A 26,617-nucleotide genomic window follows, 5' to 3' on the forward strand; every position below is an offset into this window, starting at 1 on the left:
AGAGTATTACAGTTTATAAGATCAATTGCGTTGATTCACATCAGAATCGCACTTTTTTATCACGAGCCTTGATAATAGACAATCGCTTTTAACATTGCCATCAATGCTCACTGCCCTAATACGCCTTCAACCGGGCCCCTTCTCACCAGTCTTGCTCTTTTTGTTGTTTTTCTTCTGAAAGTACAACAGAGTAAGGATCTTGATGAATAATAACGTCAGCCTCGGGAAAAGCCTGCATAACCCTGGCTTCAGCCTGGTCGGCGATCTTATGAGCTTCAATCAAAGGCAAATGATCGTCCAACTCCAGATGTAACTGAATAAAACGCACTGGTCCTGACATGCGTGTACGCAATTGATGGACACCGAGCACCCCTTCCACCTCAGTGCACAGACGTCGGATGGTTACCAACTCCTCTTCAGGTAACTGGCGATCCAATAACGACTGTATTGCCTGATACGCCATCTTGATAGCACTGATCAGAATAAAGACACCAATTGCAACAGCGAATACCGAGTCCGCCTGACCAATTCCATACCAGCTCAGCCCCAGCGCAACCATAATGGCTGCATTCATATAGAGGTCTGTCTGATAATGCAATGAATCTGCTGCGATAGCCTGACTGCCCGTTTTGCGCACGACATGTTTTTGAAACGCCACAAGACCCGAGGTGGCAATCAATGCAAATAAACTGACATAAATCCCTAATTCGGGTGAGTTCAGTTCATGAGGTCTGAAAAAGCGATCCACCCCGTTCAGAATCAGGAAACAGGCAGAACCAGAAATAAACATCGCCTGAGCCAGTGCGGCCAGCGATTCGGCTTTACCATGACCAAAGGTATGTTCTTTGTCAGCCGGTTGCAGGGAATAACGCACCACCAGAAGATTGACAAAGGAGGCGGCAATATCCAGCAGAGAGTCGATCAATGAGGCCAGTAAACTCACTGATCCTGTCACCCACCAAGTGATCACTTTGGCAATAAGAAGAATGGTAGCAACGGTCGTCGCTGCCCATGCAGCTGTCGTCACTAACTTAGCGTAATTGTCCTTGGTCATGCTTGCGCTCGTTCCTTGACGTCATTTCAAAATACTCTGCAAGTATACTGATAAATAGTGACATGAATAGAAAAAAGCCGCGTGAATAACTGAGGAAATGGTGACAAAAGCTTACTCCAACTCGAACACACAACAAGTGAAGCGTTGGGATTTTAGCGAAATGGCCCCATTATTTTTATTGTTCAAAATAAAAAACCACGAACATAATACCAGTTCGTGGTCTTTAGGGATTTATTCTGCCTGGCGCGCTGTGTTACTGGGCAGAGCGTTTCTCCGCGCGTGATTCTATTTTTGCCAAGCAGTTCTCCATACGCTCTTGCTGCAACTGCTTAAACTTCTCTTTTTGCTCTGGAGTAAGAATATTTAACATCTCATGTTGTTTCTCCAATATCTTAACTCGGCGTTCGGTTTGCTGTTGAACCATTTCGGCCGCTAAAGCATTGGCAGCGTCGGCGTTAAAACTATCAGCTAATACCAGTGATTGCATCTTTTGGTGACGCGCCTGCATTTCTGCTTTCTTAGTCGCGAAATCCCCGGCAAACTGGCCACGCATATCATCGCGACTTTGTTGGCGAAGCTGTTTCATTTGCTCTTTTTGTGCGTCAGTCAAATCCAGGTCGCGGAATATGCGCTTACCGTCAAATCCACCACACATACCTTCACCACCTTTGCCATGATGACCACCCTTGCCACCACCATACGCCAGTGCACTTGCTGAACCCAGAGCGAGAGGAAGAACCGTTGCAGCGATAACCAGTTTCTTAGAAAATTTCATAATCTTTACCTTTATGTGATTCATACCATGGCTGCCTCTGCAGCGCTTGAGTATAGAATAGGGACTGATGAGTAAAGGAACGTACAGTGAGCGTAAATAATCGTAAAGATAGCTTTTTCTGGTAGTGAAAGCTTTATTATTACAAGGCAACGCGCATTTAAGAGGCAACCTATGGCACACATTCTTATCATTGATGACGACACAGAACTGACCAGTTTGTTAAAAGACATATTGAGCTTTGAAGGGTTTGAGGTCTCGGAAGCCAATGATGGCATAGCAGGTTTGGAGACGATGAGCGATGGCATCGATCTGGTGTTAATGGATGTCATGATGCCCCGACTTAATGGCATGGATACACTCAAGAAACTCCGAGAATCGTGGGAAACTCCGGTATTGATGCTCACGGCAAAAGGCGAAGAAATCGATCGAGTTATCGGCCTTGAACTGGGTGCTGATGACTACCTGCCGAAACCGTTCAGTGATCGGGAGCTACTAGCTCGCATTAAGGCGATTCTGCGCAGAACTCAGACAAAGCCCGACAAACATCACTCCGATAGCCTTAATTTCGATGATATTGAGGTGTTTCCCGGTAAGCAAGAGGCTCTGTGTCAGGGACAACTGCTCGACCTGACCACGACGGAATTCGCTCTACTGCACTACTTTATTCAGCATCCTGGAGAAACTCTGACTAAAGAATCTTTAAGTTTAGATGTGCTGGGCAAACGACTCTCAGCGTTTGATCGTGCTGTGGACATGCATGTTTCGAACCTGCGTAAAAAACTGCCGGAAAGGCCTGACGCCAAACCACGCATCAAGACACTGCGTGGCCGTGGCTACTTATTGGTGAAGGAGTAGTCATGAAGCTGCCGAAGATCACCAGTCTCTACGGGCGAATATTCGCTATCTTCTGGTTTACCATGCTACTGGTTCTCATTGCGGTACTTTCTTTGCCACATTTGGATCCGCGCATCGCGAAAGAGATCTCAGGCGAGCCCTTGCAGCAGATACTGTCTCTAAGAGATCGTGTCGAACAGCGCTTTTCAAATCAAACCCATTTGAGTCGGATCATTTATCAGCTAGATAGCGCTGACGCGGAACGTACTCACATGAACAGAAAGCCGCAGACACCCAGACTGTTTCTTGCCGACAAGGAAGGCAACATTCTCAGTACCCGTAAGCATGAAGACTTTAAGGTCAAGGCACTCAAAAACTTTATTACATCCGTAGATAATCCTGAAACGCCAATGCAAAAGCTGTATGGCCGGTATATGTTAGCCGGTCCTCTGCCGATTGAACTGGCTAATCAAGAACTCTATCTGTATGTTGGCCTGCGCTGGAATCAACCGCCACCTTTTTTGTTACGCATGTTCGATAGGCCGTTTCAGTTGTTGTTCGCGGTGATGGCGGTCAGCACCCCGCTATTGTTGTGGCTGGCCTGGGCTTTGAGTCAACCCGCCCGACGCCTGGAGCGGGCGGCGAAACGCGTGGCGAATGGTGAGTTCAAGCCGGATCCCGATCTTGAAAAAGGCACCTCCGAGTTCAGGCAAGCTGGCAGCAGCTTCAACCAAATGGTCCTCGCGGTCAATCAAATGATTTCCGGTCAACAACGCCTGTTGTCTGATATTTCTCATGAATTACGTTCCCCCCTCACCCGGCTCAGAATGGCTACAGCTCTGGCGACACGTAAACAAGGGGACAGTCCCGAGTTACTGCGCATCGATACCGAAGCCCAAAGGCTTGAGCAGATGATTGGTGAGTTGCTGGAACTGTCACGAATGAATACCGACAACCATGTCGCACGCGAGGTACAACCGGCCAGCAGCCTTTGGGAGGAGATTTTCAACGATGCTCAATTCGAAGCCGAACAACTTGGAAAACGCCTGCAATTTACTTCAATTCCAGACGTACATGTCGCGGGTAATCCAAAGCTATTAATGAGTGCAATTGAAAACATTGTGCGTAATGCCATTCGTTATGGCCAGTCCCGCATTGAAATCCAACTGACCACAACTAAAGATAAGCTGCTCATTGATGTGGAAGATGACGGCTCAGGTGTCCCAGATGAAGAACTTCAGGACATCTTCAGGCCGTTTTACCGCGTCTCAACCGCGCGCGATCGAGACTCCGGCGGTACCGGCCTCGGGCTCGCGATCACCCAGACCGCCATCTTGCAGCACAGTGGCAAGATTGAAGCCTCCAGAAGTCCGCTAGGGGGATTAAAAATGCATGTTGAGCTGCCGTTGTAGTCTGGACGTCAAACTGGTCTACACTCATTGTGGTAATATCGGCACCTTAGCTCAACATACACGATAGAGAATCCACCAGATGAAGATTTTCAGTAATTTCGAAAGCGGCAATATTCAGGTCGTCAAAGCGGACAGCCCAGACGACATTCAAGTTCGCATTGTCAGTGACAATCAGTCCGAATTTTACCAATGGTTCCATTTCCGTCTGGAAACACAGGCGGAAATGGCACACACCATCAAACTGCTCGAGCTAGCGAAATCGGCCTACCCTGAAGGATGGAAGGGGTATGACGTCGTTGCTTCTTATGATCGTGAAGAATGGTTCCGCATTCCTTCCGAGTTTGACGGTGACGTCCTGACTTTCCACGTTCTGCCCGAACGCGGTTCGATGTACTTCGCTTACTTCGCCCCCTACAGTTATGACCGCCATCAGGACTTGCTCCATATGGCGCAAAATGAACATCACTGTACGCTGGAGACATTGGGGCACACTCTCGATGGTCACGATATGTCATTACTGACATTCGGTGAACCTGAACCCGGTAAGAAGAACATTTGGATTATCGCACGCCAGCACCCAGGAGAGACCATGGCAGAATGGTTCATGGAAGGCATGATCCAGCGACTGGTTGATGACACCGACACCACCGCGCAGGCGCTACTCGAACAGGCCGTACTCTATGTGGTACCGAATATGAACCCAGATGGTAGCATTCGAGGTCATTTGAGAACCAACGCCATCGGAGTCAACCTCAATCGAGAGTGGCAGTCACCTTCGATGGAGAAAAGCCCAGAGGTCTATCTAGTACGTGAACGCATGCTGCAAACTGGTGTCGACATGTTTTTGGATATTCACGGTGATGAGGCCATCCCCTACAATTTTGCCGCAGGCTCCGAGGGCATTCCTTCTTACGATAAACGTCACGCCGACCTTGAAAGCACATTCAAGCAGGCGCTGCTGACCGTGACCCCCGAATTCCAGGATGATTATGGTTATGACAAAGATGAAGCGGGTAAAGCCAATTTGACCGTCGGCTCAAACTGGGTAGCAGAGCAGTTCCGCTGCCTGTCCTATACCATCGAAATGCCGTTTAAAGACAACAACAATTATCCAGATCCGCTTTATGGCTGGTCTCCAGAGCGCAGCATCAAGTTTGGCCACGACATGCTCGCCGCTACCCTGGTTGTGACGAACAAACTCTAAAGCAGCCAAACCCGAGCGCACGCCTGATGTGCGCTTTTTTTTGCGGTGTCAGATCGCTACCCTTGGCTCACTTTCAATGGCAGTTCGGGTATACTAAGGCATGACTCAAATTTATTAGAACGACGCTATGTTTGATATTGCTCTGTACGAGCCAGAAATTGCACCCAATACCGGTAATATAATCCGACTTTGTGCCAATTGTGGGGCTAACTTGCACCTAATTGAGCCACTTGGATTTGACTTGGAAGAGAAAAAAGTACGCCGAGCGGGACTCGACTACCATGATCTTGCCCGAGTAAAGCGCCATAAAAATTACACCGCCTTTCTTGCTTACCTGAAGGAAAATAACCCGGACTATCGTTTGTTTGCCTGCACCACAAAAACCACTGGACACCACACGGATGCACAATATCAGCAAGGTGATGTGCTGTTATTTGGCCCAGAAACTCGCGGCCTGCCTGCAGAGATCATCGAAAGTCTACCGATGGAGCAGCGCATTCGCATTCCGATGATGCCGGATGCCCGCAGTCTCAACCTGTCGAATGCTGTCGCCATCATAGCGTATGAAGCGTGGCGCCAATTCGGATTTGACGGGGCAATCTAAGCCCTGTTTGCCAATAACAAACCGCCTTTATTAACTAAAGGCTTAAATAACAGGCAATAAAAAACCCAGCACTAGGCTGGGTTTTCAATACGTAACAAGAAGAAACTTATCAATTACTTGATTTTAGCTTCTTTGTACATAACGTGTTGGCGAACAACTGGATCAAACTTTTTGATCTCAAATTTGCCTGGCATGTTACGCTTGTTCTTGTCAGTTGTGTAGAAGTGACCAGTACCTGCAGAAGATACTAGACGAATTTTCTCACGAATGCCTTTAGCCATTGCTTAATTCCTCTTATACGTTCTCGCCACGAGCACGGATATCAACAAGAACAGCATCGATGCCTTTCTTATCAATAATACGCATACCCTTAGCGGTCAGACGTAGTTTAACAAAGCGTTTTTCGCTTTCTACCCAGAAACGATGAGTTTGTAGGTTCGGCAGAAAACGACGCTTGGTAGCATTTCGTGCGTGTGAACGGTTGTTACCCGTTACAGGACGCTTACCAGTTACTTGGCATACTCGGGACATGAATGTCTTCTCCAAATCGTTTCAGCTCGATATCAACCTTGGTGGCCGAACCTCAATTATAAGAGGCCATAACCATTATGGAGTACCCATACAAGGCTATCAAAGGTCGCGCATTATACTAACTTGACATGCATTGCTCAAGACCCGAACAGATCCTTTTTTAAGGATTTGCTGATCTTTTTCACTTTGAGCTGATGTTGGTTGATAATTTAGTGCGCGAATCATAGCAGAAAATCACCAAAACAAAAGCTCTGTATCACAGTTATTACAATAAAAAATACATTCTCCTGCCAAAGATGCTAAATCCACCCTCTTTCGGCAAACGACACCACCTCCCCGTCACCCACAACAAAATGGTCAAGAATGCGGATATCCACCAGCGACAGCGCATCAGCCAATCGTCGCGTGATCCTTCGGTCAGCCTGACTGGGCTCAGCGATTCCTGAGGGGTGGTTGTGAGCGAGAATAACCGATGCGGCATTATGCTGCAGCGCTCGCTTGACGACTTCTCTGGGATAAACCGATGCGGCATCAATAGTGCCTTCAAACATTATCTCGTCCGCAATGACCCGATTCTGATTGTCCAGAAACAAAACATAGAAAGCTTCTCTGTGCCTGTCGCGTAGCATCGCCAGCAGGTAATGACGGGTATGTTGTGGACTGTTCAGACCATCACCTCGCTGCAGTCGCTCCGACAAATAGCGCTGACTCATCTCCAAAACGGCCTGAAGCTGCACATATTTGGCCAACCCCAGCCCCTTATGTTGACAAAACTCATGCTGGGACGCCGAAAATAATGCTCGTAAAGAGCCAAACTCAGCGAGCAGACGGTCCGCCAGTTGCAGTACATTCATACCTTTTGTGCCTGTGCGCAGAAAAATTGCCAGCAACTCGGCATCACTAAGCGCCTGACTGCCTCTATTTATTAGCTTCTCACGGGGTAGTGATTCTGCCGGTAGATGTTTTAACACCATCACTCAGCCTGACTCGCTGCAAATACATTGTCTGCTTTATTACCTATATTATGACAAAAGATACAGTGACAAGGCCCGAGAGTGAGAGCCAGGTGGTTTAACGCAGTAACTTGGTTGTTTGTCAGTGTCTAGCCCCCATGTCCCCTTGAAACTGGCGAGGAAGGTGCGCATTTGATATCTTAGCCGCAGCAAAAGTTAAGGAGCGGGTTATGCAAACATTGGTGGGGAAAAAAATCCTTCTGGGTATCAGCGGTGGCATTGCCGCCTATAAATGCGCAGAACTCACTAGGCGACTAATCGAACGTGGCGCTGAAGTTCAGGTCGTCATGACTAAAGCAGCAAAAGAATTTATCACGCCACTGACTATGCAGGCGGTCTCTGGAAGACCGGTCTCTGATAGTTTGCTCGATCCGGCCGCGGAAGCTTCAATGAGCCACATTGAGTTAGCTAAGTGGGCCGATTTGGTGCTTCTGGCTCCGGCTACCGCCGATTTGATTGCCCGCATGTCTGCTGGCATGGGCAATGATCTGCTGACAACACTGGTCTTGGCTAGCGATGCGCCTATCGCGGTCTCCCCTGCAATGAACCAGCAGATGTATCTCAATGTCGCTACACAAGAAAACATCGCAACCCTATCACGTCGCGGCATGATGATATGGGGGCCTGCCGCTGGAGAGCAGGCCTGCGGAGACATTGGCCCGGGTCGAATGCTTGAACCCATGCAGTTAGTGGAGAAGTGTGAGGCGTTCTTTGCCCCCAAGCCGCTAATCGGCAAATCGGTCGTAATCACAGCCGGCCCCACCCGAGAAGCCATTGATCCAGTGCGCTACATTTCCAATCACAGTTCCGGGAAAATGGGATTTGCGCTTGCATTAGCCGCTCGTCAATTGGGCGCCGACGTCACACTAATCGCCGGTCCGGTTGCTCTGACCGCCCCACAAGGCGTGAAGAGAGTCGACGTTATCAGCGCCCAGCAAATGTACGATGCTGCTCTGGAGCACGCGGTCACCCACGACGTCTTCATTGGTTGCGCGGCCGTTGCCGATTATCGCCCGCTCAGCGTGGCTGATCAAAAAATCAAAAAGACCACCGACAATGACGACATGCAGATATCGATGATTAAAAATCCAGATATCATAGCATCCGTGGCAACGCTGACTGAATCGCGCCCATTTACCGTTGGCTTCGCTGCGGAAACGCAAGAGGTCGAGGCTTACGCTCTGGACAAACTGCAACGTAAGAATCTGGATATGATTTGTGCAAATGATGTTTCAGTTGAGGGACAGGGCTTTAACAGTGACTCAAATGCGATTACCGTTTACTGGAAAGGCGGTCAGAAACCGCTTGGCAGTGCAACGAAAACGGACTTAGGTCGTGAAATCCTACTAAGCATTTCAGAGCACCTTACGCAAGCATAGACGTCACCGTAATACCTGCGGTATCGTCACCACTTGCTCAGGCCTGCCATCAGGCCGATGCTTGTATACTTTCGCTCACAGTGGATAGATTGTTACACAGTTCAATCATTTAGCACGTTGAACTGTGTAGATAAAAAGTGCTTAGGTACACTAACAGATCTACTCATGGGCGTTGTCGTGCTCAATTTGGCATGCAGTAATCAAAAGGAAGAGGATTTATGTCCGCTACGAAAAAGTCGAATAGAAAAGAGGAGATCCTGCAGGCTCTCGCACAGATGCTGGAATCCAACGAAGGCACCTCTCGCATCACCACCGCAAAGCTGGCTAAGCAAGTGGGTGTGTCCGAAGCAGCGCTCTATCGTCATTTTCCCAGCAAAGCGAGAATGTTTGAAGGACTTATCGAGTTCATTGAAGAGTCTCTCATGTCACGAATCAATCGTATCCTTGATGAAGAGAAAGATACCCTCACTCGCATTCGTCTTGTGCTCCAACTCATCCTGGTTTTCTCAGAACGAAATCCAGGACTCAGTCGTATCTTGTCAGGCCACGCTCTGATGTTTGAGAATGAACGATTACGTGAGCGAATTAATCAGCTTTATGAAAGAATTGAGACATCTTTACGTCAAATTCTGCGTGAGCGCAAAATTCGCGAAGGAAAGAGTTTTCCGGTTGACGAGAAAATCCTTGCTGCGCAATTATTAGGTCAAGTCGAAGGCAGTCTGAACCGCTTCGTTCGCTCTGATTTTAAATACACACCAACGTCCACCTTTGATGAGTACTGGTCGTTGTTGAAACTACAGTTACAATAAAAGTCTAATGAAAATTGATAAAAAGCCGGCTTTCACCCTATCCCTGCTGCACCCCAAATACTGGGGTGTCTGGATGGGTTTTGGTTTTCTCGCACTGCTAGTCAACCTGCTCCCTTATCCGCTGCTCTATAAAATGGGGCGGGGACTAGGCAAGTTTGGTATGCGCTTCGGACAGAAACGAGCTGGGGTGGCTCGCCGCAACCTGGAACTCGCCTTTCCAGATAAAACCGAGCAGGAACTCGACGCCTTCGTTGAAGAGAATTTTAAGAACTCGGGTATGGCCCTGATTGAAACCGGGATCACCTGGTTCTGGCCAACCTGGCGCTTCAAACGCATTTTGATTGCCAAAGATCTCAGTGCCCTGAAAAAACATCAAGCGGATGGCAAAGGGGTGCTACTGTGTTGTGTGCACGCCCTCAACCTGGAGGTCACCGCCCGCGCCTACGCGGTACTGGGGCTTCCCGGATACGGAGCATACCGACCACACAGTAACCCCGCTTATGAGTTCATTCAGTATCGAGGTCGTACACGAAACGGCAATAAACTGATTTACCGAACCGATCTAAAAACCATGATTCGCGTAATGCGTCAGGGTCACCGTCTGTTCTACCTGCCCGATCAGGACTATGGTCACAACAAGTCGGTGTTTGTACCGTTTTTTGCGGTCGAAGAAGCCTGTACGACTACAGGTACCAGCATCTTAGCCTACACTAGCAAATGTGCTATCGTCCCGGGTTCTGGATTCCGCAACCTGGACGGCAGGTATGAAATCATCGCCAACCAATCCATTGAAGATGAATATCCTAAGAAAGATGAAGTGGCCGCAGCGGCTTATATGAATCGCTTTGTGGAGCAAACCATACTGCTGGCACCGGAACAATGGTTATGGATGCACAAGCGTTTTAAGTCGCTTCCTGATAAAACCCTCACTGACTCAAGGTATCACTAAGCTCAAAGGTTATGAATGAGTAATCAAGACCATATCGACAAAAATCTCTATAACCCTCGCTTTCAGTGGGCGTTCTTACATCCGAAGCATTGGGGCACCTGGCTTGGCATCCTATTGGCGGTCTTTTTGGCATTTGTGCCACCCCGGCTAAGAGACAAGTTCGCTCGCTCTATCTCTGGCATCATCGTCAATAAAAACGGTCGTGTAGTAAGGCGCACACGCCTTAACCTGCAGAAGTGTTTTCCAGAAAAGTCCGAGCAAGAGATCCAACAGATTGTTGAAGAGACCTTCGCCAAAGCGGGTCAATACTTGTTGGGATATTCAGAGTTTTTGATTCGTTCCACTAAACACAATCAACAACGTGGCGTCATGATTGGCGAGGAGAACCTGATGCCACTGCTGGATGCAGGTGAGAACGTCATCATCCTGGCTCCTCACGCATGGGCGGTAGACTATCCGGCGGTCATGCTCGCCGCTCAAGGTTACAAAGTGGCGACCATTATGAAACCACAAAACAACCCGATTGGCGACTGGCTGATGCATGTACAACGTATGCAATACGGTGGCCGTATTTTTGCTCGTAGTGCCGGGGTGAAACCATTCGTACGCTCCATCAAAGATGGCTACATCGGATATTGGCTACCGGACGAGGACCATGGCCCACAAAACTCGGTTTTTGTGCCTTTCTTTGCCACAGAAAAAGCCACGTTAAAAGGCTTTGGCAAAATGTCTCGTTTGTCGCGGGCGAAAGTGGTGCCAGTGTTGCCGGCCTATAACGACAAAACCAGCAAATATGAAGTGCATATTCTGCCTGCTATCGACAATTTCCCAACCGGGGATGAAGAGCAAGATGCACGTGCGATGAATAAAGCGATTGAAGATTTGCTACGAGATAAACCAGAACAGTACATGTGGAACTTATACCTTCTCGAAACCCAGCGTGATGGTGTTCGTATCTACGACAACATTTAACCGTTGACGGAATAGCTAAAACGCTTGCTTCGGCAGGCGTTTTTTTAGCGCTGACAATGGGCGCAGAAAAAGGTATTTCTTTGCCCAATTTTCATCTGCTGTATTGGCTCACCGCAGACATGACAAGCTTCCTTAGCCCGACCATAAACCTGTAATTCCTGAGCAAAATAGCCGGGTTTTCCGTCGGTTTGAGAGAAATCTTTTAGCGTCGTTCCTCCCTGCGCGATGGCCTGTGCCAATACCTGTTTGATATCCGTCACCAGTTGCTGCCATTGTGGTTTTGATATCTTGCAGGCTGGTGTTGTGGGATGAATAGCAGCACTGAACAGAGACTCGCAGGCATAAATGTTCCCCACACCGACCACATTGGCGTTATTCATAATAAATGTCTTAATGGCGACACGTTTATTCTGAGCCCGTTCCATCATCCAGTCAGCTGAAAATGCATCAGTTAAAGGTTCTGGCCCGCAGTGTTCTAAAAGCTCATGAGACTCACCAGGAGCACACCACAACCAGGCACCAAAGCGACGAGGATCGTTGTAGCGCATCACTTTGCCGTTCTTCAATACCAAATCAACGTGATCGTGTTTATCAGGGGCCGGAGGGTCATCCAGAACCCTGAGACTGCCAGACATACCAAGGTGAACAATGGCAACACCCTTAGGAGTCTCGATCAACAGGTACTTAGCGCGCCTGCGGATCGCAGTGATCGGTTGCCCGTGAAGTTGATGTATTTCTTCTGGGATGAGCCAGCGCAATTGACGCTGACGGACCACGATCTCACTAATAGTTTGATCCAGTAAATGCGGACTGATTCCTAAGCGTGAGACTTCAACTTCTGGTAATTCTGGCATAATAAGCAAACTAATTATTGGAGTGAGTAGGCATTAGACTACTGCCTTCAAAGCTGACTGCAACCCATTGTTCATCATAAGTGCTCAGCAGCCAGAACTGGTCAAACGGATACGCCGTTATTCGTTGTGGCTCCTCAAGTTGTTGATACCAAACTTCTATCGTCATGGGATCTCTGAAAGCAGGCTTGAGCTTTTGATACGTTTCAGTATCAATCGGAGTGCCCTGAATACCAATCCAACGCGCTACCACATTGTGCGCTTCATGGTTCCATTTTTGAGGGATCGCCTGCCAGACGCCATCAACGAGATAAAACTGAATGCCAGCGTAATTGATCTCGATAGGATCCGCGTCCGGATTAAGCACAAACCCCTGCGATGACACCGGCTCTGCCTGAATCAGATACTGTTTGATCAAATCGGGGGCGGCCATCAACATCATAAACAATGCAATAGCAGCAATAAGAACTGTATTCCAGCGGCGCCGGGTGAGTCTGAATCGGGTCAACATAGAGATCAGTTTAGTTTGTTCTGGTCATCATCATCCTTGCGCTCAAACTCTCCTTCAAAGGTATTCCCCCCATCCTGATGCCTGTCAAACGGTCCGCGCTGAAACGGATCATTGCCATGGAAACCACCTTGATGGAATCCACCAGACACGGTTTTCACCACCATTTTACTCATTAGGTATTGAGCAATCGCCGCTCTTGGCGCTGGAAGTAGCACCACCATACCGAGCGCATCGGTCATAAAGCCTGGTGTCAGAAGCAAAACCCCTGATACCGCCAGCATCACACCTTCCAGGATTTGCTGGGCTGGCATTTCGCCTTGTTGCAGCCGGGTTTGCACCGACATTATGGTTTGCAGTCCCTGGCTTCTGACCAAAGACGCGCCGACAAAGGCCGTTAGCAAGACTAATCCGATCGTCGGCCAAAGGCCTAAAAAGCCACCGACTTGAATAAACAGTCCGATCTCGATGATCGGCACAAAAATAAACAGTAATAAAAGAATCGGAAACACAGTGTCCTCCTTGGTTTGATGTCAGTTTACGCCTACCTCGAACCAAACCACAAATAAATTGCTCAGTTTCGACCGCTGACCGCACAAATTTCTGGTCTAGCAGAGTAAAAACACCACTAAATCCATGAATTTATTTGAGGGCAATCGCATCCCTGACCTCAGAGGAAACAATCTGCAAAATTTAGGTGAAAAAGGTGATCTGGCTACTATTTTTATGTGCTACTTTGAGTAATATGTACCTCATAAGTCAGGACGTAACAAATAGCCAATTATTCTGGCGAATGGATTCTTAAAACAGATTTGGCACAAGAAACTGTCATTAACGCAGAACAAATATCTAAGGATCCAAAATATGGCTACAACCACTATCGCTCCTTCTGTAGCAAATCAAGCCACTCGTATTGAAGAAGATCTATTAGGCCAACGTCATGTCCCGGCGGATGCTTACTATGGCATTCACACGCTGCGCGCTATCGAAAACTTTAATATCTCTAATGTCACCATTTCTGATGTGCCCGATTTTGTGCGTGGCATGGTGATGACTAAAAAAGCCGCCACACTTGCCAACAAAGAACTGGGAGTAATCCCAAAAGATATCGCCCAATACATCATTCAGGCGTGTGACGTTATTCTTGAAACAGGCAAATGCATGGATCAGTTCCCGTCGGATGTGTTCCAGGGAGGAGCAGGCACATCGGTAAATATGAACACCAATGAAGTCATCGCTAACGTGGCGCTGGAGTTGATGGGGAAAGAGAAAGGGCAATATGAATTCATCAACCCGAATGATCATGTCAACAAGAGCCAATCCACCAACTGTGCCTATCCGACGGGCTTCCGCATTGCCGTGTTTAACAGTGTGCGCAAACTGATTGATGCCATCGAGTATCTGAAAGGCGCCTTCGAGGACAAGAGCCAAGAATTCTCAACCATTCTGAAGATGGGCCGTACTCAGCTTCAGGATGCGGTGCCTATGACCGTTGGGCAAGAATTCCACGCATGGGCGGTCACGCTGAATGAAGAAATTCGTAATCTCGATTACACCTCTAAACTCCTTCTGGAAGTCAACCTGGGAGCAACGGCGATCGGCACCGGCCTTAATGCCGCAGAGGGTTACCAGGAACTGGCTGTGAAACATCTGGCACGGGTGACAGGACTGGAATGTGTACCTGCAGAAGATCTTATCGAAGCGACCTCTGACTGTGGCGCCTACGTCATGACGCACGGCGCACTGAAACGCCTGGCGGTAAAACTGTCGAAAATCTGTAATGATCTGCGTCTGCTTTCTTCCGGCCCACGTACTGGCCTTAACGAGTTGAACCTGCCGGAACTGCAGGCGGGCTCATCCATCATGCCAGCCAAAGTTAACCCGGTAGTACCAGAAGTGGTTAACCAGGTTTGTTTCAAAGTCTTAGGCAACGACAACACCATTTCGTTTGCTGCCGAAGGTGGCCAGTTGCAACTCAATGTGATGGAACCCGTCATTGCACAAAGCATGTTCGAATCACTCGACATCCTGAAAAACGCGTGCATTAACCTGCGCGACAAATGCATAGACGGTATCACGGTCAATAAAGAAGTATGCGAAGGCTACGTATACAACTCCATTGGTATCGTCACTTATCTCAACCCATACATTGGTCATCATGAAGGTGATGTCGTCGGAAAAATCTGTGCGGAAACCGGTAAGAGTGTCAAAGAAGTGGTACTCGAACGCGGCCTCCTAACGGAAGAAGAGCTGGATGACATCTTCTCGGTAGACAACCTGATGAAACCTCAGTATAAAGCCAAGCGCTACGAGTAATTGCATTCAAAGGCTCCCTTTTGGGGAGCCTTTTTAGTGGTCACTTTTCCCCTTTAAAGATTTTATAAAATACAAACAACACGATTTAAACATGCTCTCTATCTTTATTACATCACTATCAGGATAAGAGCTTTAAACGAGGATTTACTATGGTTGCTATTGAACTCGCCGTCGTACTGCTGTTTATTTATTTAGGCGCACGTATTGGCGGTATTGGAATTGGTTTGGCCGGTGGTGCTGGTGTGATTATGCTGTCCCTGGTTTTAGGTGTGCCTACAAGTCAGGCCTATATTCCTGTCGACGTCATCTTGATCATCATGTCAGTCATCACTGCCATCGCGGCCATGCAGGTTGCAGGGGGCATGGACTGGCTGGTCCAAATTGCAGAAGACTTTCTGCGTAAACATCCGGAAAGAATCACCTTTTACGCTCCCATTGTCACTTTCTTGATGACCCTGATGGCGGGTACTGGTCACACCGCATTCTCTACACTGCCTGTTATCGCCGAAGTAGCGAAAGGTCAGGGTGTCCGCCCTTCACGTCCACTTTCTATTGCAGTTGTCGCTTCTCAAATCGCCATCACGGCATCGCCGATTTCAGCCGCCGTAGTTGCCTTTGCCGCAATGCTGGCGCCTATGGGTGTGGATTACCTGACACTCCTTGCTGTATGCATTCCAACCACATTCATCGCCTGCATGGTTGGCGCGTTTGTTGCTAACTTTATGGGCAGCGAACTGAAAGATGATCCTGTCTATCAAGAGCGTCTGGCTCATGGTCTGATCAAGTTGAATACCGCCCAGAAACGCGAGATCCTGCCGACCGCAAAGACAGCGACGTTCATCTTCCTTGGTGCCATCGCGTTTGTTGTCTGTTATGCCGCTGCTATCTCGGGCTCTATCGGACTGATTGAAGACCCTGCACTTGGCCGAAATGAAGCCATTATGACGGTCATGTTGGCTGCTGCAGCACTCATTACAGTTGTCACCAAAATTGAAGCGGATCAGATCCCGTCAGCGGCGACTTTCCGTTCAGGTATGACCGCCTGTGTCTGTGTACTTGGCGTGGCCTGGCTTGGTTCAACGTTTGTCAACGCACACGTTGATGGCATCAAAGAACTGGCGGGTGCGCTGCTGGAAGACTATCCATGGATGCTGGCCTTGGTTCTGTTCTTTGCCTCTATGTTGCTCTACTCTCAAGGTGCGACCACCGTTGCACTCATGCCAGCAGCGCTGGCCATCGGTGTCGCGCCCCTCACTGCTGTCGCGTCATTTGCCGCGGTGAGCGCACTGTTTGTCCTTCCTACATACCCGACTTTGTTGGCCGCAGTAGAAATGGATGATACTGGCTCAACCCGCATTGGCAACTATGTGTTCAACCACCCATTCTTTATTCCGGGTGTTGTGACCATTGCCACTTCAGTGACTCTTGGTTTTGTGTTCGGTGGCATACTGATCAGCTAAGTAGTACTTTACTCGTCGAACTTGAGAGCCACGGACTTCGTGGCTCTTTTTTTATATCAATGAAACAAATCTGCCTGTTTTCCTGTCTTAAGTTAATATAACCTCAATATATTGCCGTTTCCGTTGCCAGATTTTTATGATGAGACTCTTTAACCGAATTCTTCTGCTATTGCTCGTTATTCTCTCGACGCCAAGTTGGGCGATTTTTGGCAATGCCGACACCAAACCTGCTTTTAACCCTAGCGCTGCCAATAGCTTTGTGGCCGTAGACGAGGCGTTTCCAATGAACGCCTACCAGCAGGGTAATCGTGTGTTTATTGACTGGCAGGTAAAAGACCAGTATTACCTGTATCAGGATCGCATCACCATCAGCGGAGAGAACGTCACTGTTGGCGATATTGAAATGATCGACGGTGAACCCTATCACGATGAGTTCTTTGGCGACGTGAACATCTACACTCAACCACTGTTCGTCGAAGTACCACTTAGCAACTATCAGGAAGGTGCCCGTCTTCTGGTTCAGTATCAAGGGTGTGCCAAAGCAGGCTTCTGCTACCCACCTGAAACCCGGATAATTGACATTACCCCCTTCAGCTTTGAAGACGCCGTTGCCCTGGGCACAGATAGTGCTGTTCGCAGCAACAATCAACCTTCTTCCACCGCTCCCGTCACCAGAGACAGCGAACTGACTGACAGACTGGCACAAAACTGGTGGACACCGGCTCTGTTTTTACTGCTTGGCATTGGTCTGGCCTTTACCCCATGTGTTCTTCCTATGTATCCAATTCTTACCAGCATCGTGTTGGGAGGAGGAAAACGCAGTCATAAGCAGGCACTGGGATTATCTCTGGTATACGTTCAAGGCATGGCGCTCACCTATACCCTGCTCGGACTGGTAGTAGCATCTGCGGGTATGCAATTTCAGGCCGCGATGCAACACCCTTACGTGCTAATTGGTCTGAGTATCCTCTTCGTTACGCTCGCTCTTTCAATGTTTGGGCTCTACACGCTGCAATTACCTAGTGGAATGCAAACCTGGCTAAACAACCTCAGCAACAAACAAAAAGGCGGTAACCTAATCGGTGTCTTTAGTATGGGTGCCATATCTGGACTCGTCTGCTCCCCGTGCACGACCGCGCCTTTATCTGGCGCTTTGCTGTACGTTGCGCAGAGTGGCGATCTGCTCACCGGTGGCATCGCTCTGTACGCATTGGCGCTGGGGATGGGTATCCCCCTTATCGCCGCCGCTGTTTTTGGTAACAGGCTGTTACCGAAAGCAGGCAACTGGATGGAACGCATCAAGGTGCTTTTCGGTTTTGTGTTGTTAGCCGCCCCTATTTTCCTACTCGAACGTCTGCTGCCAGAATTCTGGAGCAGTGTATTGTGGTCGATGCTGGGTGTTACCGCGTTTAGTTGGTTATACCATCAGAAAAACACGTTGCCATTCGGCGGTTGGAAGCAAAGCTGTGTGGGTATCATTGCCATTCTTGGCCTTTTTGCCTCAGCTCAGCCCTTACTCAACCACTGGCTTGGTGCACCTTCCTCCGTGGCCAGCAGTGAACAGACAATCCATTTTACCCGAGTCACTACTCTGGCTGAGCTGAATGTTGAACTTGAGCAAGCCAGACTGGCCGGTAAACCTGTCATGTTGGACTTTTATGCAGACTGGTGTGTGGCATGTAAAGAGTTTGAGAAATACACTTTCCATGATACCTCGGTAGAGCCGATGCTAAGCCAGTTTGTGTTGCTGCAAGCAGACGTCACCCGAAATCAACCAGAGGATATCGAACTACTGAAAGCCATGGATGTGTTGGGACTGCCAACCATCGAATTCTGGAATCGTTCAGGAGAACCGGTTTCACATGCTCGCCTGACCGGGTTTGTCCCTGCTGAGACTTTTTTGCAACATCTTAAAACTAACCAGCTGATTGACTAAAAAATTCGATTTTCATCAGAGTTTTGCATTGATTTGTTTGTTCACAGGCCCGAGTGAATCAATAATAGAAATTAACACTTTATTAATAAGTTGAGCTGTCATGGAACCGAGCTATACCATCATTATCGCGGATGACCACCCTCTGTTTAGAAATGCCCTATTTCAGTCAGTGCATATGGCGATAAGCGGTGCCAATCTTTTGGAAGCGGATTCACTGGAGTCTCTGCTAACGCTGTTGTCAAAAAATGAAGAACCAGATCTGATCTTACTAGATTTAAAAATGCCTGGCGCCAACGGTATGTCTGGCTTAATTCACCTGCGCGCCGACTACCCGGACATCCCTATCGTCGTGATCTCAGCAAGTGAAGAGCCCAGTATCGTTTCTCAAGTAAAAATGCACGGTGCATTTGGTTTCATTCCTAAATCCAGTGATATGCGAGAGCTGATTAACGCTCTCAATCAGGTACTAAATGGCGAACCCCATTTCCCGGCGGAGTTGCTGATCGACAGTAGCGCCAATAGCGATCTGGAAGAGAGACTGGCCACACTGACACCTCAGCAATACAAGGTGTTAGGCATGCTATCCGATGGGCTCCTAAACAAGCAAATTGCCTATGATCTGAATGTTTCTGAGGCAACAATCAAAGCTCACATGACAGCAATATTCCGTAAGCTTGGCGTAAAAAACCGTACTCAGGCTGTCATTTTGCTGCAGCAAATGGAATCAGAAGGTTAGCGCTCAATTAAGCTACCTAAAATTCAATGACTTGGATTTGAATTCTATCTGGGATACGCTAAATACTCATGTGTTCCCTTAACTTCTATCTCGCTGTTTCACTGAACTATGGGAGGCTACTTTGCTCAGTATTCTGATTACTCAATTCGTCGTGCTATGGGCCGTGATCGATCCTATAGGCTCCGTTCCAGTTTACCTTTCTCAGACCCAACATCTCGATGCTCAACACCGCAGAATCGTCGCCATTAAGGCCGTGGCGATCGCCGCAGGTGTCCTGCTGTTTTTTCTGATCGCCGGTCAACTGCTGCTGGAGGCAATGCAGATCCCCCTTCCCGCTTTTCAGGCTGCAGGTGGGCTAGTGCTGCTCCTGTTCGCACTCACCATGATTTTTGGTGAGAGCAAACCCGAAGAAGAGACTAAGCTGAGCCAGGAAGTGAATAAAACTCAGTTGGCAGATCTGGCGGTCTACCCGTTAGCTATCCCTTCCATTGCGTCCCCAGGGGCAATGATGGCCATTGTGCTCCTCACCGATAATCACCGGCAATCGCTCTGGGATCAGGGAGTGACCGCTTTGGTTATGCTCGCGGTTCTGATCATCACTCTGCTGCTTTTGCTGGGCGCGACTACAATTCAAAAATGGATAGGGAATGTTGGTGCAGCCATTATCAGCAGAGTCATGGGACTCATTCTTGCCGCCGTTGCTGTAAGCAATTTATTGCAAGGCATCAAAGACTTTTATATCTAGATTTGTCGATAAACGTTAGACCTTTGGCTAATTTAACATTGGGTTAACATCACACTTTCCTAGCACATTCCACATAAGCGCCTGTATTTTAGGCGCTTTCTCTATAAACACAGTCGACTAAAGTTGCACTGAGTTCTTGCCAACAGCCTGCTACCTTATTAAACGTAACAATACGTTAACACCACACTATAAAGGAGAAGGCCATGGCGTTCGAATCATCAGAACAAGCTCAAGCCTATTGGAAGGAAAATCTAGGGATCATGGGTTCCCTACTAGCCATTTGGTTTATCGTGTCTTACGGCGCAGGAATCCTGTTTGTCGACGCACTTAATGCAATTCAATTTGGTGGCTTCAAGTTAGGCTTCTGGTTTGCACAACAGGGGTCAATCTACACCTTCGTTGCCCTGATATTTGTCTATGTCGCTCGTATGAACGCTCTCGACAAGAAATACAACGTACACGAAGATTAAGAGGCAGTAATCATGGATATTCAAACTTGGACGTTTATTCTTGTTGGCATCACCTTCGCGCTCTATATCGGGATCGCGATTTGGGCACGTGCAGGCTCAACCAGTGAGTTTTATGTTGCTGGTGGTGGTGTTCACCCTGTCGCAAACGGTATGGCGACAGCAGCTGACTGGATGTCAGCGGCATCTTTCATTTCAATGGCAGGTATCATCTCATTTATCGGTTATGATGGTGCGGTATACCTTATGGGTTGGACTGGCGGTTACGTACTCCTTGCCCTTTGCTTAGCCCCTTATTTACGTAAGTTCGGCAAGTTCACCGTGCCAGATTTCATCGGCGATCGCTACTACTCGAAAACTGCACGTATGGTTGCGGTATTCTGTGCCATCTTCGTCTCGTTCACTTATGTGGCCGGTCAGATGCGCGGTGTGGGCGTGGTATTCTCCCGTTTCCTCGAAGTCGACATTAACCTAGGTATCGTCATCGGTATGGCCATCGTATTCTTCTATGCGGTAATGGGTGGCATGAAAGGGATTACTTATACTCAGGTTGCGCAGTACTGTGTGCTTATCTTCGCCTTCCTGGTGCCAGCTGTCTTTACCTCATTGATGATGACAGGCTCGGTATTCCCACAAGTCGGCTTTGGCTCGACCATTACAGGTTCGGAGACCTATCTGCTCGATAAACTCGACGGACTGACTCAGGAACTGGGCTTCACCGCCTATACCGATGGTTCCAAGAGTATGGTTGACGTCTTCTTCATCTGTGCAGCACTGATGGTGGGCACAGCGGGTCTACCGCACGTAATCATCCGCTTCTTTACCGTTCCACGCGTAAAAGATGCACGTATCTCAGCAGGTTGGGCTCTAGTATTCATATCACTACTTTACACAACGGCCCCTGCGGTAGCCGCATTTGCTCGCGTTAACATGATCGACACCATTAATGGTCCGGATATGAAAGGCGTTCAAGCAGAAGAAGCACCAAGCTGGTATAAAAACTGGGAAAGCACAGGCCTTGTGGGTTGGGAAGATAAGAACGGCGATGGCCGTATGTTCTACTCAGGTGATGAGCGCAACGAGATGAAGATCAACCGCGATATCATCGTACTGGCTTCTCCAGAACTGGCTCAACTACCAAACTGGGTTGTCGCACTACTAGCAGCAGGTGGTCTGGCAGCGGCACTATCAACGGCAGCGGGTCTACTACTGGTTATTTCGACGGCAGTCTCTCATGACTTACTCAAGAAAGGCTTTAAACCCGATATGACCGACAAACAGGAGCTCATGTATGCACGGATAGGCGCGGCAGCAGCGGTTATCGGTGCGGGTTACCTAGGTATTAACCCACCAGGCTTCGTGGCTCAGGTTGTCGCCTTCGCGTTCGGTCTGGCAGCTGCATCCTTCTTCCCTGCCATTATTCTGGGCATCTTCTATAAGAAGATGAACAAAGAGGGTGCTATCGCAGGTATGCTTTCGGGTATCTTGTTTACTGCGGCTTACATCATTTACTTCAAGTTTGTAAACCCAGCAGCAAATACACCAGACAACTGGCTATTCGGCATCAGCCCAGAGGGTATCGGTACTCTAGGTATGTGTCTAAACTTCACCGTCTCGATTGTGGTTAACAAATTTACTGCTGAAGTACCGCAAGACGTTCAAGACATGGTTGAGTCTATTCGCTATCCGAAAGGTGCGGGTGCTGCGCACAACCACTAACCTTTGAAACAAAAAACAAAGCCACCGCACATTGCGGTGGCTTTTTTTGTACTAACGAAACTACCGTTTAATCAAAACGTGAGAAACGATACTCAACATTCACAAAACCCTGATACATCATGTTACCGCTGGTATCCTCAACCTGATTTACTTCCACCTCAGAGTCGTAGATTTTCACGCTGTCATGCACAAGCTTTTTGTGTGGCGTTCTTAAGTCGAACACTAACTCATGAGACTGTTTTGCATTAAGCTGCTCCATAATTTGATTGCCTTCCGCAACCGCCTCAGCCTCTGATGCGTACATAGCAGTGTGAACACCGCCATTACCGTAAATATTGTCATACTGCGCATAAGACACAGCAGGAACAACGGCGAGAATTGCTGCAAGAGATAATAATTTTTTCATGATGACACCTCATAAAGCCATAGCCCGTAGGGCATACCGACATTGGGTGAACGTTCAACGACCTAACGCCCAGCCAAATCCTCCGTTACGACGAAGGCTTACCTAAAAAGTATTAAAAACAGAAATCACGCCAAGAAAGAAAATTGCTTCGATTTCTTAACATTCAAAGCCCCATTTCTGCTAAAAACTGTCCTAAAGATGACCTGATCCAGATCTCAAAAATTTCAATAAAACTATCAAATTGACCTGAAAACATGTAACCAACTGTTAATAAAGACAATAAATCCTGTTAAATTCATGATTCAAATCACGCTAAGATGAAATCTCTATGAAACTTATTTATTGCTTGTTATTAAGAATAGCTCAGTGAAAGTAAAGCGTCTGTCAAGAAAGGTAAATTTACTGCAGTGCTGGGTAAAGATGAGCCTCGGGTGCACATTTCTTGTGTACACCCTACAAAAGATAAAATGACAAAAACTAAGAACGGTTTAATATCGCCCTTAATTTCAACGGCTTAACAGGCTTGGCTATAAAGCCAAATCCATTTGACTTGATTCCTTCCAGCATAGACTCCGTTCTGTCGGCACTAATAATGACTCCATTAAAGGCATCCCCCATACGTAAACGGAACTGCTGTAACACCTCCAGACCAGTGCGACCGTTATCCAGACGATAGTCAGAAAGGATCACATCCGGAGCCCATCCCTCATCTAAGTGTTTCAGACTGGCTACCAAATCCACAGCGGTGCGCACATCACACCCCCAACGTTTCAACAACGTCTCCATTCCCACCAAAATATCGGGTTCGTTGTCCACACAAAGCACTTTCAGGTGGCTAAGACCGGAGTCCTGAGCAGGCTTTGCTTTGCTTGGTGCAGGTGCCGCTTCACTGGCGGTATCCAGGGTAATAGAAAAGACACTGCCACGATCGGGCCATGAACGCATCGAAATCTGATGATTGAGCACTCGGGCGATACCACGCGATATTGCCAGACCTAAGCCTAATCCCTGATCCGCTCTGGCCTGATCGACCCGGGTAAACTCATTGAAGATCTCTTTTTGTTTATCTTCCGCTATGCCGATACCATCATCCCAGACATCTATTCTCACCCTGCCATTTACACGCCTTGCGCCGAGTAACACCTTACCTTCCGGATTGTAACGAAACGCATTGGTGAGAAAGTTTTGCAGTACACGCCGCAACAGCTTAGGGTCAGACTTGACGATCAGAGAACTGGTAACCACAGAGAAGCGGATATGCTGACCTTTCGAGATAGCACTGAACTCGGCCTCAAGGTTATTAAAGACTTCTGACAGCGGAAAACCTCTCACATTGGTCTGTAGTTTGCCCGATTCCAATCGGGAAATATCCAGCAGATCACCAATCAGCTCTTCCGCAGCGCCCAGCGCGCTCTCAATATGAGAAGAGAGCTGTCGGGTCTCATCGTCTTTACTCGCTTCCGACAACGAAGAAGCAAACAGGCGCGCGGCGTTGAGTGGCTGCATCAAATCGTGACTGACTGCGGCCAAGAAGCGCATTTTTGACTGAGATTCAGATTCTGATTTTCGGGTCGCAAGTACCAGACGTTGATTAAGCTGCTCCAGCTCTTTCGTGCGTTCGATCACGCGCTCTTCCAAACGTTCATTAGCATCGAGAAGAGCACTCTCCGCTTCGCGGAATACCGTAATATCGGTAAAGCTCATAACAAACCCTCCCCCCGGCATCGGATTGCCCTGCACTTCAATCACACTGCCGTCCTGCCTCACGCGAGAGGAACGATGCGGCGAGCCTTGCTCCAGATAATAAATGCGTTTACGCACATGCTCATTGGGATCCCCCGGACCACACAATCCCTGCTCTGCATTGTGGCGAATCACATCCGCAATAGGCCTGCCTACCTGTATGAGGCCTGCAGGGAAGCTAAACAGTTCCAGATAGCGTCGGTTCCACGCCACCAGCCGAAGCTGTTTGTCGACCACAGCAATTCCCTGGCCAATATGTTCAATTGCACCTTGCAACAAGCCCCGACTGAAGTGGTACAGCTCCGACGCTTCGTCGACAATGGTCGCCACCTCTTCCAGCTGCATGTTTCGACCTTGCAATGCCGAGGTCAGTACCAGCTTGGCAGAGGACGCACCAAACACCCCGGCGAGAACCCGTTCCGTATGCCTAATCAGTTCGGCAGAGGCCTGCTGATTAGGCAGCAGCTGGCGCTCCTGCTGTTTCCAGTATTGACGAAAAGCACTTCTTACTCGAGTCCGCCCAACAAAGCGAGACGCCAACATTTCCAGTTCCGCAACCGTCACCCGGCTCTGATACAGGCTCAGATTTTCGCTTTCCGGCAACGGCGTACCAACGAATGAGGCCGACTGCAAACGCTCAGTCAAACTGGCTCGGGTGGCCAGTGATACCGCAACAAAACAGAGCGCATTGAGCACGACACTGATCAGCATCCCCCAGTCCGAACTGGCGATATTCAGAGTCGAAAGAAAGTCCGGCGGTGTGATCACCCGAATCAGTAAGTTGCTGGTTTCATCGCCCGCCAGCAGACCTGTCTCACTCATCAAGGTAATGAGCCAAATCGCGAAGCCGACAAACAGTCCGACATATACACCTTTACGGTTCCCCAGTCGCCAGTACATACCACCTATCAATGCGGGAGCAAATTGTGTGATAGCAGAGAAGGATAAAAAACCGATAGCCGACAACGAATGAATCGTATCTAGCGCCTGATAAAACAGCCAGGCACCAAACAACAGCAAACAGATCAAAGCTCGGCGAATGACCAGTAACAGGCCAGATAAATGACGGTGGGAACGATGCGCCAATTTGATTCGACGCAACAACAAAGGCATGACTAAATCATTCGATACCATGATCGCCAGAGCAATGGTAGAGACAATCACCATTCCACTCGCCGCAGAGGTCCCTCCCAGGAAAGCCAATAAAGCAATATTATTCGCTTCCGCAAATTTAGGAATACTGATGACATAAGTATCCGGCGAGGTCCCCATCAGCAACCCCTGCCCGACCCAGGCAATGGGCAGCACGAACAATCCCATTAACACCAGATAAGCGGGGAATAACCATCGCGCAGTATGCAGGTCCTGAGCGCGTTCATTTTCAACCACAATGGTATGAAACTGTCTTGGCAAGCAGACTATCGCCATCATAGTCAGCGCCGTATGAATCAACAGTGTTGGCAGGTTTGGGGATTGGTACGTGCTGGACGCCAGTTCAGCCAGATGGATATCCGGGCGTTGCCAGGCCAGATAAAGAATGAATACACCGACAACCAGAAACGCCACCAGTTTGACGATCGACTCGAAGGCGACTGCCATCATCATGCCTCGGTGGTGTTCAGTGTTGTCGATATGCCGCGTCCCGAACAACATGGTAAATATCGCCAGCGCCCCCACCACAAACCATGATATATGGGTATCCTGATACCCCAGTTCGCTGGCAAGATTGGGAGCAACGACGTCCAGCCCCATAGTGATGCCACGCAGTTGCAGTGCGATGTAAGGCAGGATCCCGGCAACGGCAATCAGAGTCACGACAACGGCTAGCCCTTGTGACTTACCATATCTGGCTGCAATAAAGTCGGCGATAGAGGTGATATGTTCGCGTTTGGCGATAAGTATAAGGCGGGCGATCACTCGCCAGCCCAAGGTAAAGACAATAATCGGAGCGACGTAGATAGGCAGGAAGGCCCAGGGGTTAGCGCTCGCCTGACCGACCGTGCCATAAAACGTCCAGGACGTGCAATACACAGCAATGGACAGGCTGTACACCCACGGTCGCCAATTCGACAACCATTTTTTCTGTCGGTCTCCGTACCAGGCAATGAGAAATAAGATGCCCAGGTACGCGAGGGAGACGGGGACGACTATCCATCCTTGCATTGTGTGATATCCCTTTAAATTCCTTAATGAT

General features: G+C 48.6%; 25 protein-coding genes. 15 read left to right on the top strand and 10 right to left on the bottom strand.

What is annotated here, in order from left to right; translation table 11 throughout:
- Nucleotides 1-142: 142 nt before the first annotated feature.
- Complete coding sequence (gene fieF / locus C4S60_RS15585; RefSeq protein WP_103881284.1) at nucleotides 143-1,054, bottom strand: CDF family cation-efflux transporter FieF; 912 nt, start codon at nucleotides 1,052-1,054, stop codon at nucleotides 143-145.
- Between the two features lie 253 nt (nucleotides 1,055-1,307).
- Entirely contained in the window at nucleotides 1,308-1,829 is a 522-nt protein-coding gene (locus C4S60_RS15590; RefSeq protein ID WP_103881285.1) for a CpxP family protein, read from the bottom strand.
- Between the two features lie 171 nt (nucleotides 1,830-2,000).
- Between C4S60_RS15590 and C4S60_RS15595 the strand changes: the two genes are divergently transcribed.
- From C4S60_RS15595 to trmL, 4 genes are all read left to right on the top strand, one after another.
- Nucleotides 2,001-2,684 (top strand): response regulator, encoded by a 684-nt coding sequence (locus C4S60_RS15595; RefSeq protein WP_103881286.1) that lies wholly within the window; start codon nucleotides 2,001-2,003, stop codon nucleotides 2,682-2,684.
- A gap of 2 nt (nucleotides 2,685-2,686) precedes the next feature.
- Entirely contained in the window at nucleotides 2,687-4,075 is a 1,389-nt protein-coding gene (gene cpxA / locus C4S60_RS15600; RefSeq protein ID WP_103881287.1) for an envelope stress sensor histidine kinase CpxA, read from the top strand.
- 79 nt (nucleotides 4,076-4,154) lie between these two features.
- Nucleotides 4,155-5,279: a M14 family metallopeptidase gene (locus C4S60_RS15605; RefSeq protein ID WP_103881288.1), complete on the top strand. Its 1,125-nt coding sequence runs from the start codon at nucleotides 4,155-4,157 to the stop codon at nucleotides 5,277-5,279.
- 127 nt (nucleotides 5,280-5,406) lie between these two features.
- Nucleotides 5,407-5,883, top strand: a complete 477-nt coding sequence (trmL, locus tag C4S60_RS15610; protein WP_103881289.1) for a tRNA (uridine(34)/cytosine(34)/5-carboxymethylaminomethyluridine(34)-2'-O)-methyltransferase TrmL — start codon at nucleotides 5,407-5,409, stop codon at nucleotides 5,881-5,883.
- A gap of 113 nt (nucleotides 5,884-5,996) precedes the next feature.
- On the opposite strand, the gene rpmG is transcribed toward trmL, so the two are convergent.
- The 3 genes from rpmG to radC form a co-directional block, all read right to left on the bottom strand.
- Entirely contained in the window at nucleotides 5,997-6,164 is a 168-nt protein-coding gene (gene rpmG / locus C4S60_RS15615) for a 50S ribosomal protein L33 (protein ID WP_002535344.1), read from the bottom strand.
- A 13-nt stretch (nucleotides 6,165-6,177) separates the two neighbouring features.
- Nucleotides 6,178-6,414 (bottom strand): 50S ribosomal protein L28, encoded by a 237-nt coding sequence (rpmB, locus tag C4S60_RS15620; RefSeq protein ID WP_004728407.1) that lies wholly within the window; start codon nucleotides 6,412-6,414, stop codon nucleotides 6,178-6,180.
- Between the two features lie 299 nt (nucleotides 6,415-6,713).
- Nucleotides 6,714-7,388: a RadC family protein gene (gene radC / locus C4S60_RS15625; protein ID WP_103881290.1), complete on the bottom strand. Its 675-nt coding sequence runs from the start codon at nucleotides 7,386-7,388 to the stop codon at nucleotides 6,714-6,716.
- Nucleotides 7,389-7,597: 209 nt separating this feature from the next.
- On the opposite strand from radC, the gene coaBC reads away from it, so the two are divergent.
- From coaBC to lpxM, 4 genes are all read left to right on the top strand, one after another.
- Nucleotides 7,598-8,806, top strand: coding sequence for a bifunctional phosphopantothenoylcysteine decarboxylase/phosphopantothenate--cysteine ligase CoaBC (gene coaBC, locus C4S60_RS15630; protein ID WP_103881291.1), 1,209 nt, complete (start codon nucleotides 7,598-7,600; stop codon nucleotides 8,804-8,806).
- Nucleotides 8,807-9,024: 218 nt separating this feature from the next.
- Entirely contained in the window at nucleotides 9,025-9,615 is a 591-nt protein-coding gene (gene slmA / locus C4S60_RS15635) for a nucleoid occlusion factor SlmA (protein WP_103881292.1), read from the top strand.
- Nucleotides 9,616-9,622: 7 nt separating this feature from the next.
- Complete coding sequence (gene lpxL, locus C4S60_RS15640) at nucleotides 9,623-10,564, top strand: LpxL/LpxP family Kdo(2)-lipid IV(A) lauroyl/palmitoleoyl acyltransferase (protein ID WP_103881293.1); 942 nt, start codon at nucleotides 9,623-9,625, stop codon at nucleotides 10,562-10,564.
- 15 nt (nucleotides 10,565-10,579) lie between these two features.
- The gene (gene lpxM / locus C4S60_RS15645; protein WP_103881294.1) at nucleotides 10,580-11,536 is read left to right on the top strand and encodes a lauroyl-Kdo(2)-lipid IV(A) myristoyltransferase; all 957 of its coding nucleotides are present in this window, start codon (nucleotides 10,580-10,582) and stop codon (nucleotides 11,534-11,536) included.
- 44 nt (nucleotides 11,537-11,580) lie between these two features.
- On the opposite strand, the gene mutM is transcribed toward lpxM, so the two are convergent.
- The 3 genes from mutM to C4S60_RS15660 are packed head-to-tail and all read right to left on the bottom strand — an operon-like array spanning nucleotide 11,581 to nucleotide 13,407.
- On the bottom strand, nucleotides 11,581-12,390 hold the full coding sequence (mutM, locus tag C4S60_RS15650) for a bifunctional DNA-formamidopyrimidine glycosylase/DNA-(apurinic or apyrimidinic site) lyase (RefSeq protein WP_103881295.1): 810 nt from the start codon (nucleotides 12,388-12,390) through the stop codon (nucleotides 11,581-11,583).
- A 10-nt stretch (nucleotides 12,391-12,400) separates the two neighbouring features.
- Entirely contained in the window at nucleotides 12,401-12,898 is a 498-nt protein-coding gene (locus C4S60_RS15655) for a hypothetical protein (RefSeq protein WP_103881296.1), read from the bottom strand.
- 5 nt (nucleotides 12,899-12,903) lie between these two features.
- Nucleotides 12,904-13,407 (bottom strand): FxsA family protein, encoded by a 504-nt coding sequence (locus tag C4S60_RS15660; protein ID WP_103881297.1) that lies wholly within the window; start codon nucleotides 13,405-13,407, stop codon nucleotides 12,904-12,906.
- A gap of 352 nt (nucleotides 13,408-13,759) precedes the next feature.
- On the opposite strand from C4S60_RS15660, the gene aspA reads away from it, so the two are divergent.
- From aspA to C4S60_RS15695, 7 genes are all read left to right on the top strand, one after another.
- Nucleotides 13,760-15,211 (top strand): aspartate ammonia-lyase, encoded by a 1,452-nt coding sequence (gene aspA / locus C4S60_RS15665; RefSeq protein WP_103881298.1) that lies wholly within the window; start codon nucleotides 13,760-13,762, stop codon nucleotides 15,209-15,211.
- 149 nt (nucleotides 15,212-15,360) lie between these two features.
- Nucleotides 15,361-16,671: an anaerobic C4-dicarboxylate transporter gene (locus tag C4S60_RS15670; RefSeq protein ID WP_103881299.1), complete on the top strand. Its 1,311-nt coding sequence runs from the start codon at nucleotides 15,361-15,363 to the stop codon at nucleotides 16,669-16,671.
- Between the two features lie 139 nt (nucleotides 16,672-16,810).
- Nucleotides 16,811-18,607, top strand: coding sequence for a protein-disulfide reductase DsbD (locus C4S60_RS15675; RefSeq protein ID WP_103881300.1), 1,797 nt, complete (start codon nucleotides 16,811-16,813; stop codon nucleotides 18,605-18,607).
- Between the two features lie 100 nt (nucleotides 18,608-18,707).
- Nucleotides 18,708-19,343 (top strand): response regulator transcription factor, encoded by a 636-nt coding sequence (locus C4S60_RS15680; protein ID WP_103881301.1) that lies wholly within the window; start codon nucleotides 18,708-18,710, stop codon nucleotides 19,341-19,343.
- Between the two features lie 121 nt (nucleotides 19,344-19,464).
- Nucleotides 19,465-20,088, top strand: a complete 624-nt coding sequence (locus C4S60_RS15685) for a MarC family protein (protein ID WP_103881302.1) — start codon at nucleotides 19,465-19,467, stop codon at nucleotides 20,086-20,088.
- A 203-nt stretch (nucleotides 20,089-20,291) separates the two neighbouring features.
- Nucleotides 20,292-20,558 carry a DUF4212 domain-containing protein gene (locus tag C4S60_RS15690; protein ID WP_103881303.1) on the top strand — a complete coding sequence of 89 codons (267 nt, stop codon included), beginning with the start codon at nucleotides 20,292-20,294 and terminating at the stop codon, nucleotides 20,556-20,558.
- Nucleotides 20,559-20,570: 12 nt separating this feature from the next.
- Entirely contained in the window at nucleotides 20,571-22,274 is a 1,704-nt protein-coding gene (locus C4S60_RS15695) for a sodium:solute symporter family protein (RefSeq protein ID WP_103881304.1), read from the top strand.
- A gap of 67 nt (nucleotides 22,275-22,341) precedes the next feature.
- On the opposite strand, the gene C4S60_RS15700 is transcribed toward C4S60_RS15695, so the two are convergent.
- Together C4S60_RS15700 and C4S60_RS15705 are read right to left on the bottom strand one after the other, a co-directional pair.
- Entirely contained in the window at nucleotides 22,342-22,680 is a 339-nt protein-coding gene (locus C4S60_RS15700; RefSeq protein ID WP_103881305.1) for a DUF3316 domain-containing protein, read from the bottom strand.
- Nucleotides 22,681-23,157: 477 nt separating this feature from the next.
- Nucleotides 23,158-26,586: a hybrid sensor histidine kinase/response regulator gene (locus C4S60_RS15705; protein WP_103881306.1), complete on the bottom strand. Its 3,429-nt coding sequence runs from the start codon at nucleotides 26,584-26,586 to the stop codon at nucleotides 23,158-23,160.
- Nucleotides 26,587-26,617: the final 31 nt, after the last annotated feature.

The organism is Vibrio hangzhouensis (genome assembly GCF_900107935.1).
Classification (GTDB): domain Bacteria; phylum Pseudomonadota; class Gammaproteobacteria; order Enterobacterales; family Vibrionaceae; genus Vibrio; species Vibrio hangzhouensis.